The following is a 14,091-nucleotide window of genomic DNA, read 5'->3' on the forward strand; positions in this document are numbered from 1 at the left end:
GGCCAAGAGAACCGGCCCCGAAGGGGACGACAACAGCCGCAGGCTACTGGCGCTGTGCGTGGGTCAGGAGCGCCGTGGGGGGCTGGAGTGGAGGGAAGGGGTGCGCCCGCGCGACGCAGGGCCTCTCAGGCCCGTTGCAGGCCGGATGACGACGAGGGCAGGGCGCCCGGGCAAGGGATCGCAGCCCGAAGGGCGGAGACCCGCAGGGGCTCCGGGAGCCGTAGGCGACTAGAGCCCGGTCTCGCCGCAGGCGAGATGACCCCTATCTGTAGCGGCTCGCAATGATGATCGCCCGGAACTGCAATAGAGGGGGCTTTCGCGCTTGAATTATGTGAGACGCTGGCGATCAGCCGGCGCACGTTCGGTGAGACGCAAATCACATTCGATGCGACGGACGCGAGATGTTCACCGAGCGGCGCGGGATCGCGGACACGGCGGTCAAAGCGGTAATCCTGCCGCGCGCATATCGTCGGTCAGCTCGCGCGCACGAGCCGGATCAAGCCCGCCCCGGAGCAGTTGCCGTATCTCCGCCGGCTTGGCGTCGAACTGGTCCGCCAGGCTCTTCGTATCGTAGCCGTGGCGGGTAAGCTGGGGTTCGAGGTCGTCAATCTGGCGTGACAGCACACCCTCTACGGTAGCGGCATCGATCGGTTTCACGCTGGCCTCGAACCCGGCTTCGAACGCGCGCACGAGATGGCGGCCGATCTGGAGCGGTGTCTTAAGCTTGGCGGCGAGCAGGATCGCGGCGTCTTCGGTCAGCACGGCATCGGGTTCTATCCCCGGCGACAGTGCGGTGCGCAGCGCCCAGTCGATATAGTCGCGCTGCCGATCGCGCAGGCCGCCAAACTCGAACACGGTCGTCCGGTCGCCGATTTCCTCCATCAGCGGGCGTTTCAGGTCGTTGCGCAGCTTCGGATGGCCGACGAGGATCACGGCCAGTTGACCGCCGCCCTCGGTGACAAGCTCAACGAGGCGCTTGAGCGCGGTCAGCGTCTTTGGGTGGAGGTCGTGGGCGTCGTCGACGAACAGCGCGACCGGTCGCTTGGCCTTGCGAAACAGCTCCTGCAAATCGCGTTCGCGCCGTTCCGATTGGCTTGGGATCGAGACGGTCTTCTCAGACGAAAGATCATAGAACAGCGCTGCAACCAGCAGCGGCACCGATATCTTGGCCTTTTCCAGGCTGAGCGCGCGCGAGACGATCACACGGCCCTCGCGCTCTAGTTCTTCGCGCAGTCGCCGCGTCAGCACGGTCTTGCCCGAGCCGATGGTGGCCGTAAGCGCGATCAGGCGACCACCTGTGATCGCGGTCTTCAGATCATGGGTAAGCTGGGCATGATGCTCGGTCTCGAAGAAGCCGAGATCGACCGGGGGCCGGGCCAGCCCGTAATAGCGCATCACCTCGGTCTGCATCAGCCGCTCCGTCTGTGGCCGGGCGGGAATCGCCTGCGGATTTCATCCATCACTTCGGGCCGGGACAGCGTGCGCGCGAGCAACGCGTCGATGAAGGCGCGGTCCTCTTCGCAAAGGCCGCCAAGCGGCAGGCGCAGTTCCTCGGATATGGCGAAGCGTGCCTTGAGCGGCGTGGCGAAGGTGAGTTCGGCGAACGGATCTGGATCGGCGAATGGCCGGGCCGGCACAGGTGCGATCCCATCGGTGGGCTTGCGACCGATCACCACGATGTCGTCCTCGCCCGTCAAGACCGAGCGAGGGATTCCGATCTTCGTCGCCAGCGCATCGACGCGATCCGCGCGGACCTCGCGCCGGCTCTTGCGATGCTTGCGATAGCGATGCAGCGGCACCGGCCCTCCGACCGGATCGAACGGGCCGTATCGGTCATCGCCATGCTCGACCCATAGCTCCTGGTCGAACAGCCCCCACCAGACGACAACCGTTTCGCCGGCCACTTCGGACGTGACCTCATAGGTAACGCCGGCGACGGTCAGCCGGCAGTCGAGGCCGACCTTGCGGCGCTCTGGCTCGCGCGCGAATGCGCAATAGCGCTCCCAACTGCACATGGCGCAAATGCCGCCATCGGGCAGGTGGCCGAGCCAGTCGTCGATCCGAGAATGCGGCTCGCGACGATGGTCGCCGCTGTTGTAGGTGGCGATGTAGCGCGCCAGCCAGCGATTGGCCTCCTCCTCGCTGGCGGGTTCGTGAAAGTGGTACAGCGTCTCGTGCGCTTCCTTGACAGTGCGGAACGGGCGCTCGACTTTCCCCTTGGCGCGCGCGGTCGTGCGGCGTCCGTCCGACCCTGCTGGCATGTGCGGAGTGACGGTAATCCCGAGACATTCCATGACCCCCTTGAACACGCTCGATTTGCCGACCGGGCCGCCATCGAGCTGGATGTTCTCCGGAATACCTCCAAACGGATTGTCCTCCTTTGGTGCCATCGCACGGAACAGGAAGCGCAGCGCCGCCTCGGCATCCTCCCCATAGACGAGCGCATATTCCTGGTAGACGACGCCCGACCGGTCATCGACCACCGAGAACAGCATCAACGTAGGCGCGCCATTACGATCGGGATCGATCCAGGTCGGGGCCTTCAACTGCTTGAGATCCGACGGGCTCATGTCGAAATGCCAGAGCATGTTGGCGCGTTCGGCCTGATAGCGCACCGCAGCCGGCTCGCGCGTCATCCGCTCGGTGTCGTATCCCCGTTGCCGCATGTGCCGGTTGAGTGTCGAGGCAGCCAACCGACCTGCCGGCAGCTTCACCAGACCGCGATCGGGGGTCTCGACACCGTGTTCGGTGACGATTTCGAGGATACGCTTCGTCGAGAGACGACGGCCTTGACGGTTGGTCGTGCGGCTCTTCATCGCCGCAACGACCTCACACCACCATTCGATCTCGCCGGCAGGCATGGTGCGCGACAGGCCACGATCGGCACGGTGTGCGTCCTTCGGCCTTCGCTCGCCGCGCAACAGCCGGTAGAGCGTAGCGCGGCTGATGTCGTAGAGTTCGGCGGTCGATGTCATCAGCGGCTGCCGCTCGGGATGCCTTGCCGGCAATGCCGCCAAACGACGTCGGAGCGTCACGATCGCCTCGATGGGGACCGTGACGCCCGCGCTCATTATGCAGCCTGGCTTTGCGGTTGCCGAGTGGGACCCGCATCGAGCAACGCCTGCCCCGGCGCCTTGGGGGTGCCGTCGCCGTTGACATAGACATACAGGGTCGTGGTCGTGATCCCGAGCCGCTTAGCGACATCAGCCGCGACGACACCTCGATCGGACATCGCCGCCATCGCCATCGTCAGCGTCGCCCGGTTCATCTTGCGCGGCCGACCGCCCATGCGACCGCGCGCGCGCGCCGCAGCAAGGCCGGCATGGGTACGCTCGGCGATCAACTCGCGCTCGAACTCGGCGAACGCCGCGAAGATGCCGAAAGCGAGACGGCCATTGGCAGACGTCGTGTCGATCTGCGCGCCGGCACCTGCCAGCACCTTCAACCCGATCCCGCGCGACCGGAGATCCTCCGCCGTCGTCACCAGATGGCGCAGATCGCGGCCGAGGCGGTCCAGCTTCCAGATGACGAGCGTGTTGCCCGGCTGAAGCGCCTTCAGGCAGGCGGTCAGGCCAGGCCGCGCATCGTGGCGACCCGATGCCATATCCTCATAGATGCGCGACGGATCAATGCCGGCCGCGAACAGCGCGTCGCGCTGCGGCTCCAGCGTTTGCGTGCCGTCCGACTTGGACACTCGGATATAGCCAATGAGCAATGCGTACCCCGCCAGAAAAGACTACCGGCATGGTGCAAGATGGCGCTGGTTTTCACAACGGGTTTTCTTGCTCTTTTCGGATTGCCGGGACCGGCATTGTCAGACCGCGAGAAAACCGCTCGTTTTCCTTGCGGAGCCAACTTCGGCACGGTCGGCAGAATTCGCCAACTATCGGCTTAGCCGATGCATTCAGAGCTTCTGGAAGCGGACGCTTTCTGATGCGGGATTGTGGCACCGTAAACTTGCCGAAAGCTATGGTAGTCTGCTGGTGTCACAACCGACCGGTTATGACACCAGCAGCGTTACGGACTAGAACGGCGAAACAGTAAACGTGTCGGCGTGATCAGTCGGGGATCAGTGCCCAACCACGCAGTTGCAAAGTCGCCATAGTCGTCAGCGCAGACACGTCAGTTTCGACACTCTTTCCTACCGTAGCGGGGTCGATCCCGTTTCCGATAAGAGCTTGGCTGCATACCCGAACGGATACACCCGCCTTTTTCAACGCCTCAATTAAGGCAAGGTTGGGGTTCGCAGCTACTCCCGTCTTTGTCGCATAGGCGCGATCTTCGGTAACGATGGGCGTCGCCGGACCGTGGACGATCACGACGACATCGCCTTGTTCTGGACGAACGCCATCGTTGCCCAGCAGGTTCAAAAAGCGGGCGACCTTCTCCAGCGATGGATTGATTTTATCCGGCGTTGCCGCGGCCTTGGTCACATTGAACAGCACGCGATAGCGCAACTTGCGATCGGGCCGTTCCGCAGCACCTTCGACGGGTGTGATCGCGCCATATCCCGGTATCACCGCCTGCCTAGGCACGCCGGCTGAAGCACTGACGCTGCTCATGAGTGACAAGCATCCTGCAAGAGCAATGATTGGCATACGCATCCGCTTTTTCCTTCTTCAGCCGAAATGATCAGCCAACTCTCGCAAAAACGGCCGCACCGATGTTTTGCGGTCGAACCACGGACGGCGTCTCGCGCGGTCGCACTGGGCGGGGGGCCGGGGCCGTTTGGGGAGCCGACAGATCGTCGGCTCCGAACATCGCCTCCAGGGTTCGCACACACAGTGCGGCTGCATCGTCGGCAAGACGGTAGTGAACCTGCTTCGCCTCACGCCTGGTCTTCACCAGATCGGCGCGCCGCAGCTCGGCAAGCTGCTGACTGAGCGCTGGTTGGGTCACGCCCGTGGCCGCCTCGATGTCCGCCACCTGCCGTTCGCCACCCAGCAGATAGGACAGGATCATAAGGCGCTGCGGCTGCGCGAACACGCGCAGCTTCTCGACTGCAACGTCGGCAAGCGCGCGGGACTGGTAGATCGCCATCACCGGTCAGCCTTCGTCTGGTGAAACCAGTCGGCGCCTGCGTTCCCCGGCAAAGCGGGAGGCAGGAGCACGTCGTCGCCCGGCTGCCAGTCAGCGGGCGTATAGGCCTCGCCATCGGCCGAACGCTGCAACGCCCTGACCGTGCGAAGCATCTCGTCGACCGAGCGCCCGACATTCATCGGATACCAGCTGAGTGCGCGGATAATGCCTTTGGGATCGATGAAGTAGGTTGCACGTACCGTTGAGGCATCGCCAGCCTGCTCGTCGAGCATGCCGTAGGCATACCCAACCGCCATCGACGGATCCTCGATCACCGGAAACGGCACCTCGACATCAAAAACGTCGTGGATCGCGCGAAGCCAGGCGACATGAGAGTAGAGGCTGTCGACCGACAGCCCCAACAATACGCAATCCAGCTCCTCGAATTGAGGGGCCGCTTTAGCCAAGGCCACAAACTCGCTCGTGCAAACCGGCGTGAAGTCAGCAGGGTGCGAGAAAAACACAATCCAGCGCCCACGATACTGATCGAGCGCAATCTCGCCCTGAGTGGTGCGGGCGGTGAAGTTCGGGGCTGCATCCCCGATGCGCAGCGAGCGCGGCATGTTCGCTTCCATCATTTCCATTCCTCCCAAATGGCACGAACACCCCGTTGACGCAATACGCTTACACAGCTACATAAACCATGAGTTTGTTTAAATGGAGATGGTCATGGACCCGGTTTTGAGCGAAGCCAACGCCCAGATCAGACGCGCAAAAGCGGCCGGATCGCCGGTCGTTCAGTCCTTCTTTGATGAGCCTACCAACACAGCGACCTACGTCGTTTGGGACGTGGCGACGAAAAAGGCTGCGATCGTCGACAGCGTCCTCGATTTTGACGCCGCGGCTGGCCGGACCAAAACCGCGTCGGCGGACGCAGTGATCGCTTACGTGCGGGATCAGGGACTGACGGTCGATTGGCTGCTGGAAACCCATGCTCATGCCGATCACCTGTCTGCGGCACCTTATCTTCAGCAGGCGCTTGGCGGGCAGCTCGCGATCGGTCGTGAGATCATCCGGGTTCAGAACGTGTTCGGCAAAATCTTCAACGCCGGCACCGATTTTGAGCGCAACGGTTCCGAGTTCGACCGGCTGTTCGAGGACGGCGACCGCTTTGCCATCGGCAACATCGACGCCATTGCGCTGCACGTGCCCGGCCATACGCCGGCGGACATGGCCTATGCGATTGGGGACGCGGTCTTCACCGGCGATACGCTCTTCATGCCCGATTACGGCACCGCGCGGGCAGACTTCCCTGGTGGCGACGCACGCCAGCTATTCCGCTCGATCCGCCGGCTCATGCAGCTGCCGGACGAGACGCGCCTGTTCCTCTGCCACGACTACAAGGCGGTGGGTCGCGACCAATATGTCTGGGAGACGACTGTAGGCGCACAGCGTGTCGGCAACGTGCATGTCCACGAAGGGGTCAGCGAAGACGACTTCGTCGCGATGCGGACCAGTCGCGACGCCACCTTGTCGATGCCGAAGCTCATCCTGCCCTCGATCCAGGTGAACATGCGCGGTGGTCATCTGCCGGAGCCGGAAGCCAACGGCACCCGCTACCTCAAAATTCCGCTGGATGCGCTGTGATGCCAGGCTTTCCCCATGCCATGCCGCTCGAAGGCTTCATCGGCGGGCTGATGATCGGTGTCGCCGCGGCGATCATGCTGCTGGGCAACGGGCGCATCGCCGGTGTCAGCGGCATGTTCGCAAGAGTTTTGGGTCTTACCGATGGAGGTCCACCATGGGCCCTCGCGCTGCTCTTTACCGCGGGTCTGCCCTTGGGCGCGGGTATTGCTGCGGCCAGTTTGGGCGTGAAAGCCAGCTTTCCGGCATCGCTTTCGCTGATTGCCGTCGCCGGTCTGGTCGTCGGTATCGGAACGCGGCTTGGGTCCGGGTGCACCAGTGGTCACGGCGTATGCGGCCTGTCCCGCCTGTCGCCCCGGTCCATCGCCGCGACCGTCACGTTCATGGCGACCGGCGTCGTCACGGTCACGATCATGCGTCTGTCCGGGGTGATACTGTGATGCGCCAGAACCTCATTTCACTCGCTAGCGGGACGCTGTTCGGCGCCGGCCTTGCCATCTCCGGAATGATCGATCCGGCGCGGGTGCGCGCGTTCCTCGATGTCACCGGCGCGTGGGACCCGACCTTGGCGTTCGTCATGGCAGGCGCGATCCTGCCGATGGCGATAGCCTGGTTCGTCGTGCGGCGTCGCTCGACCCCGATCGCGGCCGAACAATTCCACACGCCCGCCACCTCGCCGATCGACCGGCGCCTCATCGGCGGTGCGGCCTTGTTCGGCATAGGCTGGGGCATCGTCGGATTGTGCCCAGGTCCCGCCATTGCCGCACTGGCGATCCAGCCTCTGCCGGCACTGGTCTTCATCGCTGCAATGGCCCTCGGCGTTGCCGTCCACCGCTTTGCATTCACTTCCCGCCGTTCGGCCTGATCAGACAGGAGACATCACATGGCTTTCAAGCAGATCACCTCGTCCTTCTCTGCCGCCCCCCAGCTGACGCAAGACGACCTCGCCGCTGCCGCGAAGGCAGGATATCGCTCGATCATCTCAAGCCGCCCGGACGGCGAGGGGGCGGGCCAGCCAAGCGCGGAAGAAATGGCCCGAATGGCAGGCGACCACGGTCTCGCGTTTGCCCATGTCCCTATCGTACCGGGCAAGGCGACTGACGCCGATGCGGATCGCATGAAGGAGGCGCTAGCCACGCTGCCACAGCCGACGCTCGGCTTCTGCCGTAGCGGGACGCGCGCGGCGACCTTGTGGGCGTTGGCCGAGGCCGATCGCGCCGACCCGGCGACGATCGTCGACCAAGCAAAGGCAGCCGGGTACGACCTTGCCGATCTCACGCCTGCGCTGAAGCGCCGTTCCGAAAGGGCTGATCAATGACCTACGACATCGTCATCATCGGGGGCGGTGCCGCCGGCATCGCGACCGCTTCCAGCATTCTGAAGCGCAACGCCAAAGTGACGATCGCGGTCGTCGATCCGGCGACCGACCATTACTACCAGCCCGGCTGGACGATGGTGGGGGCCGGCGTCTTCACTCCCGAACAGACGCGCAAGGCCGAATCCGACATAATGCCAAAGGGCGTTAAGTGGGTACGGTTGCCCGCCGTTGCCATCGACCCCGACCGTAACACGGTCGAGCTCGAAGACGGTGACACATTGACCTATCGCGTTCTGGTCGTCGCGCCCGGGCTGCGCCTGGCGTGGGAGAAGATCGAAGGGCTGCCTGAGGCTCTCGGCCGCAACGGCGTCACCTCCAACTATCGCTACGATCTGGCACCCTACACCTACCAGCTCGTCAAGGAATTGCGGCAGGGGCGGGCGCTGTTCTCGCAGCCACCCATGCCGATCAAGTGCGCCGGCGCACCGCAGAAAGCGATGTATCTCTCCTGCGACATCTGGCGGGATAGCGGCGTTCTCCCAGCTATCGACGTCGAGTTCCATAATGCCGGCGCAGCCCTGTTCGGGGTCCCGACCTACGTCCCGGCGCTGATGGAATATGTCGAGAAGTACGGTATCGATCTCAGGCTTGAGTCCAACCTGGTCGCGGTCGACGCCGATCGCCGCGTCGCCACGTTCGAGCGCAAGCAGGACGGCGTCTCCGAGCGGATCGAACGTGAGTTCGATATGCTCCATGTCGTGCCACCTCAGGTGTCACATGCGGTCGTCGCAAATAGCCCGCTTGCGGCTGCGAGCGGCTTCGTCGAGGTCGACGAGACTACGCTGCGGCACAAGCGATTTGAAAACATCTTTGGCCTTGGCGATGCCGCTGGCACCAGCAACGCCAAGACCGCCGCTGCTGCTCGCGTCCAGGCGCCCGTGGTCGCAGTCAACGCGCTGGCCGCGCTCGACGGCAGACCCCCCGTTGCCGATTATAATGGTTACGGCTCATGCCCGCTCACGGTCGAACGCGGTAAGATCGTCCTCGCCGAGTTCGGCTATGGCGGAAAGCTGCTGCCCAGCTTCCCATCCTGGCTGCTGGACGGAACGCGTCCGACGCGCACCGCGTGGTTCCTGAAAGAGCGGATGCTGCCCCCGATCTACTGGCAGGGCATGCTGAAAGGCCGTGAGTGGATGGCCGCTCCACACGAGATCGGCAAGGCGGCATGATCCTCGAACCAATCCAGTATCTGCTTGGCGCCTTGTCCGGCAGCCTGGTCGGATTCACCCTCGGGCTCGTCGGTGGCGGTGGCTCGATCCTCGCCGTGCCGCTCATGGTGTATCTGGTGCGCGTTCCCGACGCGCACCTCGCCATCGGTACGAGCGCGTTTGCCGTGGCGGCCAATGCCGCGACCGGTCTGATCGGTCATGCCAAGGCTCATACCGTAAAATGGCGGTGCGGCGGCATGTATGCGACTGCCGGCGTCATCGGTGCGCTACTCGGATCCACCGCGGGCAAGGCCGTCGATGGCGGCAAGCTCCTCTTTCTATTCGCGCTCGTCATGATCGTCGTCGGCGTTGTGATGCTGCGCGGGCGGGGTGACGCTGGTAATCCCGGTGCAGAATGCAACCGGGAGAAGGCGCCCAAGGTGCTGGGTTATGGCCTCGGCACCGGACTGTTTTCAGGCTTCTTTGGCATCGGTGGTGGCTTCCTGATCGTTCCCGGACTGATTGGATCGACGGGCATGCCGATCCTCAACGCCGTCGGCACGTCGCTGATCGCCGTCACCGCGTTCGGGCTAACGACCGCTGCCAACTACGCGTTCTCCGGGCTTGTGGATTGGCCGCTCGCCTTCGCCTTCATCGGCGGTGGAGTTATCGGCGGGTTGATCGGCACGCGGATCGCTAAGCGTCTGGGCACGGGCAGTACGCTCACCACGGTTTTCGCAATGCTGATCTTCGTGGTCGCAGCCTATATGCTCTGGAAGAGCGCAGGCGCGTTTCTGTGATGGGCAGCGCAATTGCCATCGGGCCGCTGATGATGGCGGTCGATCGCGGATTGGCGGTTCTGTGCGTCGCCGTGTTCCTCGGTTTGACGGCGCTGGCGGGACGGTTCCGCTTCCCGCGAGTGTCGATGGTCGCGACCAGTGCTATTGTCGTCGGGCTGGTGACGGCCCGGATCGGCTATGTCGCGACGCATTGGGCGAGCTACGCCGATGCTCCACTTTCCATCCTAGCTATATGGCAGGGAGGCTTCTCGGCCGTCGCCGGCCTCGCCGGCGCTGCGGTAACGCTGGCGTTCCGGCTCGGCCGAACGCGCGCTCTGGCGATAGGCTGGGCAGCGCTTGCCGTAGCTGGCGGCCTCTGGTTCACGCTTCAGGCGCTGATCCCGCCCGTGACCTACGGCCCCTTTCCCTATCATCTCGCCCTAACGACGCCATCCGGCGCTCCGCTCCCGCTTGATCGTTTCCGGGGTCGTCCCTTCGTGGTCAATCTGTGGGCGACATGGTGCGGCCCATGCCGGCGCGAGCTGCCGATGCTCGATGCTGCTGCGTCGCGCCGTGGAGAGGTTCCGATTCTGCTCGCCGATCAGGGTGAGGCGCCGGCGACCGTTACCCAGTTCCTTACCCGCGAAGGCATCGGTGCCGGCAACGTCGCGCTTGATCCCGACCGTAGGCTTTCCCGAGCCTTCGAAGTCGCCGGCTATCCCGCAACCGCCTTCGTCGCCGCGAATGGCACGATCGTGCAGCTTCAGCTCGGAGAGTTGTCGCGCGCCGCGCTCGCCGATGGAATTGATAAGGCAAGGAAACACCGATGAACCGCCGCAACCTTCTCTTTCGCGGCGCTCTAGCCGCGCTTGCTTTCGCCGTGCCGATGACACCTGCGGTCGGGCAGCAGCAGCCTGATTTGTCGCGCAAGGCAGTCGTCGACGATCCCGTAGCCCCCAAGCGGGCCGGCACCGCCTATGACGTCACCGTTGTCGAGTTCTTCGACTACAACTGCCCCTATTGCCGTCGCATGGAGCCGGTGCTGAACGCGCTGCTTCGCTCCGACCCGAAGGTCCGGATCGTGTATCGGGATTGGCCAATATTCGGACCCGCCTCCCGTGAGGCGTCCCGGGCGGCCGTCGCGAGCCAGTGGCAGGGCAGGCATGCCGCCTTCCATGGAGCGCTGCTTGCCTCGCCGGCGCGGCTCGACAGCGCCGGTATCAGGGCAGCTGCTGTGAAAGCCAAGGTGGATTGGCCGCGTCTGCAACGTGACCTGAAGACGCGTGGCGCGGAAATCGATGCGCTGCTCGCACGCACCAATGCGATTGCCGAAGCGATCGGGTTCAATGGGACGCCGGCGCTGATCGTCGGCTCGCAGGTCGTGGCCGGCGCGGTCGATCTGCCGGCGCTCCGCCGCCTCGTCGCCACGGCGCGCAGCAAGCCCGGAGGGCGTTGAGCGTGCCGGGGCCACTCAGTCGGAGGCAGGCGGTCGGGCTCGGCGCTGTAGTCGTGGGGGGCTGGGCGGTCGGACAGGTGCTGCGGCGCACCGCCCCGATTGGGCGTGACGTTGGTCCGACCGCCGACCTGATCCTGACAGGCGGCAGTTCGCCTGAGCACGGTCCTGCCGACGCGACGTTGCGGCTTGCCGTTTTCACCGATTATCGTTGCCCGGCCTGCCGTCACGCCTTCCCCGCGTTGGAAGAGGCCGTGCGACGCGATGGCAAAATTAGGGTCATCTACAAGGATTGGCCGATCTTCGGTCCACCGTCTGAACGTGCCGCGAGCGTTGCGCTCAGCTGTGCCGAACAGGGCATCTACCCGGTCGTCCATCGCCAGCTGATGGCCGACAACCGTACGATTGACGACGACATGCTGCGGGACGTCGTAATCGGCGCTGGCGGTGACTGGCTGAGCGCAACGACGTGGCTTGCTTCGCATGCACAGGCTGTCGCGGCGCGCCTGCGTGCGAACGGCCAAGAGGCCTATTCGATCGGCTTGGCCGGCACCCCGGGCTTTCTTGCCGGACGCATGCTGGTGATGGGCGCGATCGATCCGGGTGATTTCGAGCGGTTGTTCGCGCGGGCGCGGGCAGAAAGCTAACAGAGCGAGAGGATGAAAACATGATCGAGTATAAGCACGATGGTATGACCGTTGCGTCGCTCCATGATGAGCGCACTGGTAGCTTCCAATATGTTGTCGTCGACGACACTACGAAGACGGCTGCGATCATCGATCCAGTTCTGGATTTTGACCCGCGCGCTGGTGCGACCGCGACCCGAAACGCGGATCTTATCCTCGACTATGTGCGCGAAAAGGGGCTAACCGTCGAATGGGTGCTCGACACCCACCCACACGCCGATCATTTTTCAGCCGTTCCGTACCTCACCGGCAAGACCGGTGGCAAAACCGCGATCGGCAACAAGGTCGTGGAAGTGCAAAAGCTGTGGCGGGACATCTACTGCCTGCCCGATCTCGCCGTCGACGGCAGCCAGTGGGACCGGTTGTTTGCGGATGGCGAGCGTTTCCGGATCGGCACGCTCGATGCTCATGTCATGCTGTCGCCGGGCCATACGCTTGCCTCGATCACTTATGTCGTCGGTGACGCCGCGTTCGTTCACGATACGCTGATGGTTCCCGATAGTGGCACAAGCCGAGCGGACTTCCCGGGTGGTGATGCTCATTCGCTGTGGTGCTCGATCCGCGCCATCCTCGATCTGCCACCCGAAACCGCAACCTATGTTGGGCATGACTATGGCAAGGATGGCAGGGACGTACTTGGTCGCTCGACCGTCGCCGATCAGCGTCGCGACAACATCCATGTTCACGATGGCATCGACGAAGCCGAGTTCGTCGCGACCCGCGAGAAACGCGACGCATCGCTCCCACTACCCGACCTGATGCTCGCCGCGCTTCAGGTGAACATACGTGGCGGCCGGCTGCCGGATGCGGACAAGTGTGGGACGGCGTTTCTCAAGGTGCCTCTGAACCGGTTTGGACCTGGTGCTTCATAGCTCAGTCCGCGCTAGGGCAGCTGCTGTTTCAAGTGTCAGAACCGAACGGTTATGACCCTCGGAGGGAGGGCGGCGGTATTCGACCATGCCGGCTCGGAAAGCTGCCCGGGCGCTAACCACCGCTTTTTGCCGTCCGTAAGCCAACGGATCAGCATTGCGCGTCGGTCGCACCGAATGTGGTTTCTGTCTCACGGAGCGTGCGTTCCCCGCATCGATCCGTCTCACGCAATGCGAGCCGAAAACCGCCCTATATTGCAGTTCCGGGCGATCATCATTGCGAGCCGCTACACCTATCTCTACTTTTACATGCAATTTGCGAAACTAACGGCGAGTTGTAGAAACTCCCGCCGCGTCATCATTGTTGACCGATCAAACTTCATGTTTCTCATCATCACATAGACCATGATGAGTTTTATTTTTCCGCTGAATGACTTGAGGCTGCTGGTGCGCATGTTAGGCTCCAATTGTAGGAGCCGTCCAAGGGGCGCATGAGCGGGGCGAAGTCTAAAGGGCTATGAAGACCTTTGAAGAAGCGAAGTTATCTCCTGAAATTATCCAAGCTATTCAGACATCTATCGAGCGACGTGTTGATGGCCATGATATTCAGGCATTTCTGAAGGGGCTTGTAATTCTGAGTACGAAGGGCGGGGCGGACGAATTCACGCGCAAGCAGATTGTCGCAGAAGTCGATCCTATAAGGACTGAGTTCACCTCGAATGTCTGGGCTGACGGCTCTGTTGCAAAAATCGTGAAGCTTGAGCATGCTTGGCGGAGATTGGACGGACGGAACGATGACGGATTTCAAGTGGCGCCATTTCCAGGGTGATGTGATCCTGTGGGCGGTGCGCTGGTATTGTCGCTATCCGATCAGCTATCGCGACCTTGAGGAAATGCTGGCGGAACGCGGCATTTCGGTCGACCATACGACGATCTATCGCTGGGTCCAGTGCTACGCCCCGGAGATGGAGAAGCGGCTGCGCTGGTTCTGGCGGCGTGGCTTTGATCCGAGCTGGCGCCTGGATGAAACCTACGTCAAGGTGCGGGGCAAGTGGACCTACCTGTACCGGGCAGTCGACAAGCGGGGCGACACGATCGATTTCTACCTGTCGCCG

17 protein-coding genes and 1 pseudogene are annotated in these 14,091 nt (G+C 63.3%); 12 read left to right on the forward strand and 6 right to left on the reverse strand.

Translation table 11 applies throughout. The annotated features are described in order from the left end of the window. Positions 1 to 438: 438 nt before the first annotated feature. The 6 genes from LH128_RS14720 to LH128_RS14745 form a co-directional block, all read right to left on the reverse strand. Positions 439 to 1,410: an ExeA family protein gene (locus tag LH128_RS14720; protein WP_008830441.1), complete on the reverse strand. Its 972-nt coding sequence runs from the start codon at positions 1,408 to 1,410 to the stop codon at positions 439 to 441. Further along, entirely contained in the window at positions 1,410 to 3,071 is a 1,662-nt protein-coding gene (locus LH128_RS14725; protein ID WP_008830442.1) for an IS481 family transposase, read from the reverse strand. The genes LH128_RS14720 and LH128_RS14725 overlap by 1 nt, the downstream gene beginning before the upstream one ends. Then, positions 3,071 to 3,715 (reverse strand): recombinase family protein, encoded by a 645-nt coding sequence (locus LH128_RS14730; protein WP_037519505.1) that lies wholly within the window; start codon positions 3,713 to 3,715, stop codon positions 3,071 to 3,073. The genes LH128_RS14725 and LH128_RS14730 overlap by 1 nt, the downstream gene beginning before the upstream one ends. 343 nt (positions 3,716 to 4,058) lie before the next feature. Next, on the reverse strand, positions 4,059 to 4,562 hold the full coding sequence (locus tag LH128_RS14735; protein WP_008830444.1) for a DsrE family protein: 504 nt from the start codon (positions 4,560 to 4,562) through the stop codon (positions 4,059 to 4,061). A gap of 70 nt (positions 4,563 to 4,632) precedes the next feature. Then, positions 4,633 to 5,040 carry an ArsR/SmtB family transcription factor gene (locus tag LH128_RS14740; protein WP_008830445.1) on the reverse strand — a complete coding sequence of 136 codons (408 nt, stop codon included), beginning with the start codon at positions 5,038 to 5,040 and terminating at the stop codon, positions 4,633 to 4,635. Further along, a complete protein-coding gene (locus LH128_RS14745) occupies positions 5,040 to 5,663 on the reverse strand; it encodes a peroxiredoxin (protein ID WP_037519507.1) in 624 nt (207 codons plus the stop codon). The genes LH128_RS14740 and LH128_RS14745 overlap by 1 nt, the downstream gene beginning before the upstream one ends. Before the next feature lie 73 nt (positions 5,664 to 5,736). On the opposite strand from LH128_RS14745, the gene LH128_RS14750 reads away from it, so the two are divergent. From LH128_RS14750 to LH128_RS14805, 12 genes and pseudogenes are all read left to right on the forward strand, one after another. Then, the gene (locus tag LH128_RS14750; protein ID WP_008830447.1) at positions 5,737 to 6,666 is read left to right on the forward strand and encodes an MBL fold metallo-hydrolase; all 930 of its coding nucleotides are present in this window, start codon (positions 5,737 to 5,739) and stop codon (positions 6,664 to 6,666) included. A gap of 20 nt (positions 6,667 to 6,686) precedes the next feature. Beyond that, positions 6,687 to 7,103, forward strand: coding sequence for a YeeE/YedE family protein (locus tag LH128_RS14755; RefSeq protein ID WP_205499208.1), 417 nt, complete (start codon positions 6,687 to 6,689; stop codon positions 7,101 to 7,103). Next, a complete protein-coding gene (locus LH128_RS14760; protein ID WP_008830449.1) occupies positions 7,103 to 7,528 on the forward strand; it encodes a DUF6691 family protein in 426 nt (141 codons plus the stop codon). Before LH128_RS14755 ends, LH128_RS14760 begins: the two co-directional genes overlap by 1 nt. Positions 7,529 to 7,546: 18 nt before the next feature. Further along, a complete protein-coding gene (locus LH128_RS14765; protein WP_008830450.1) occupies positions 7,547 to 7,981 on the forward strand; it encodes a TIGR01244 family sulfur transferase in 435 nt (144 codons plus the stop codon). Next, a complete protein-coding gene (locus LH128_RS14770) occupies positions 7,978 to 9,210 on the forward strand; it encodes an NAD(P)/FAD-dependent oxidoreductase (protein ID WP_008830451.1) in 1,233 nt (410 codons plus the stop codon). The genes LH128_RS14765 and LH128_RS14770 overlap by 4 nt, the downstream gene beginning before the upstream one ends. Then, positions 9,207 to 9,989, forward strand: coding sequence for a sulfite exporter TauE/SafE family protein (locus LH128_RS14775; RefSeq protein ID WP_008830452.1), 783 nt, complete (start codon positions 9,207 to 9,209; stop codon positions 9,987 to 9,989). The genes LH128_RS14770 and LH128_RS14775 overlap by 4 nt, the downstream gene beginning before the upstream one ends. Further along, positions 9,989 to 10,798: a TlpA disulfide reductase family protein gene (locus LH128_RS14780; protein WP_008830453.1), complete on the forward strand. Its 810-nt coding sequence runs from the start codon at positions 9,989 to 9,991 to the stop codon at positions 10,796 to 10,798. Before LH128_RS14775 ends, LH128_RS14780 begins: the two co-directional genes overlap by 1 nt. Continuing rightward, on the forward strand, positions 10,795 to 11,424 hold the full coding sequence (locus LH128_RS14785; protein WP_008830454.1) for a DsbA family protein: 630 nt from the start codon (positions 10,795 to 10,797) through the stop codon (positions 11,422 to 11,424). The genes LH128_RS14780 and LH128_RS14785 overlap by 4 nt, the downstream gene beginning before the upstream one ends. A gap of 53 nt (positions 11,425 to 11,477) precedes the next feature. Further along, entirely contained in the window at positions 11,478 to 12,068 is a 591-nt protein-coding gene (locus tag LH128_RS14790; RefSeq protein ID WP_008830455.1) for a DsbA family protein, read from the forward strand. A 20-nt stretch (positions 12,069 to 12,088) separates the two neighbouring features. Then, positions 12,089 to 12,979 carry an MBL fold metallo-hydrolase gene (locus LH128_RS14795; RefSeq protein ID WP_008830456.1) on the forward strand — a complete coding sequence of 297 codons (891 nt, stop codon included), beginning with the start codon at positions 12,089 to 12,091 and terminating at the stop codon, positions 12,977 to 12,979. Positions 12,980 to 13,493: 514 nt separating this feature from the next. Continuing rightward, complete coding sequence (locus LH128_RS32795) at positions 13,494 to 13,805, forward strand: hypothetical protein (protein WP_086013074.1); 312 nt, start codon at positions 13,494 to 13,496, stop codon at positions 13,803 to 13,805. Then, positions 13,771 to 14,091, forward strand: a pseudogene (locus LH128_RS14805) (IS6-like element IS6100 family transposase); the annotation flags it as partial. The gene LH128_RS32795 and the pseudogene LH128_RS14805, both read left to right, overlap by 35 nt.

This window comes from Sphingomonas sp. LH128 (assembly GCF_000293195.2).
In the GTDB taxonomy this organism is placed as follows: domain Bacteria; phylum Pseudomonadota; class Alphaproteobacteria; order Sphingomonadales; family Sphingomonadaceae; genus Novosphingobium; species Novosphingobium resinovorum_A.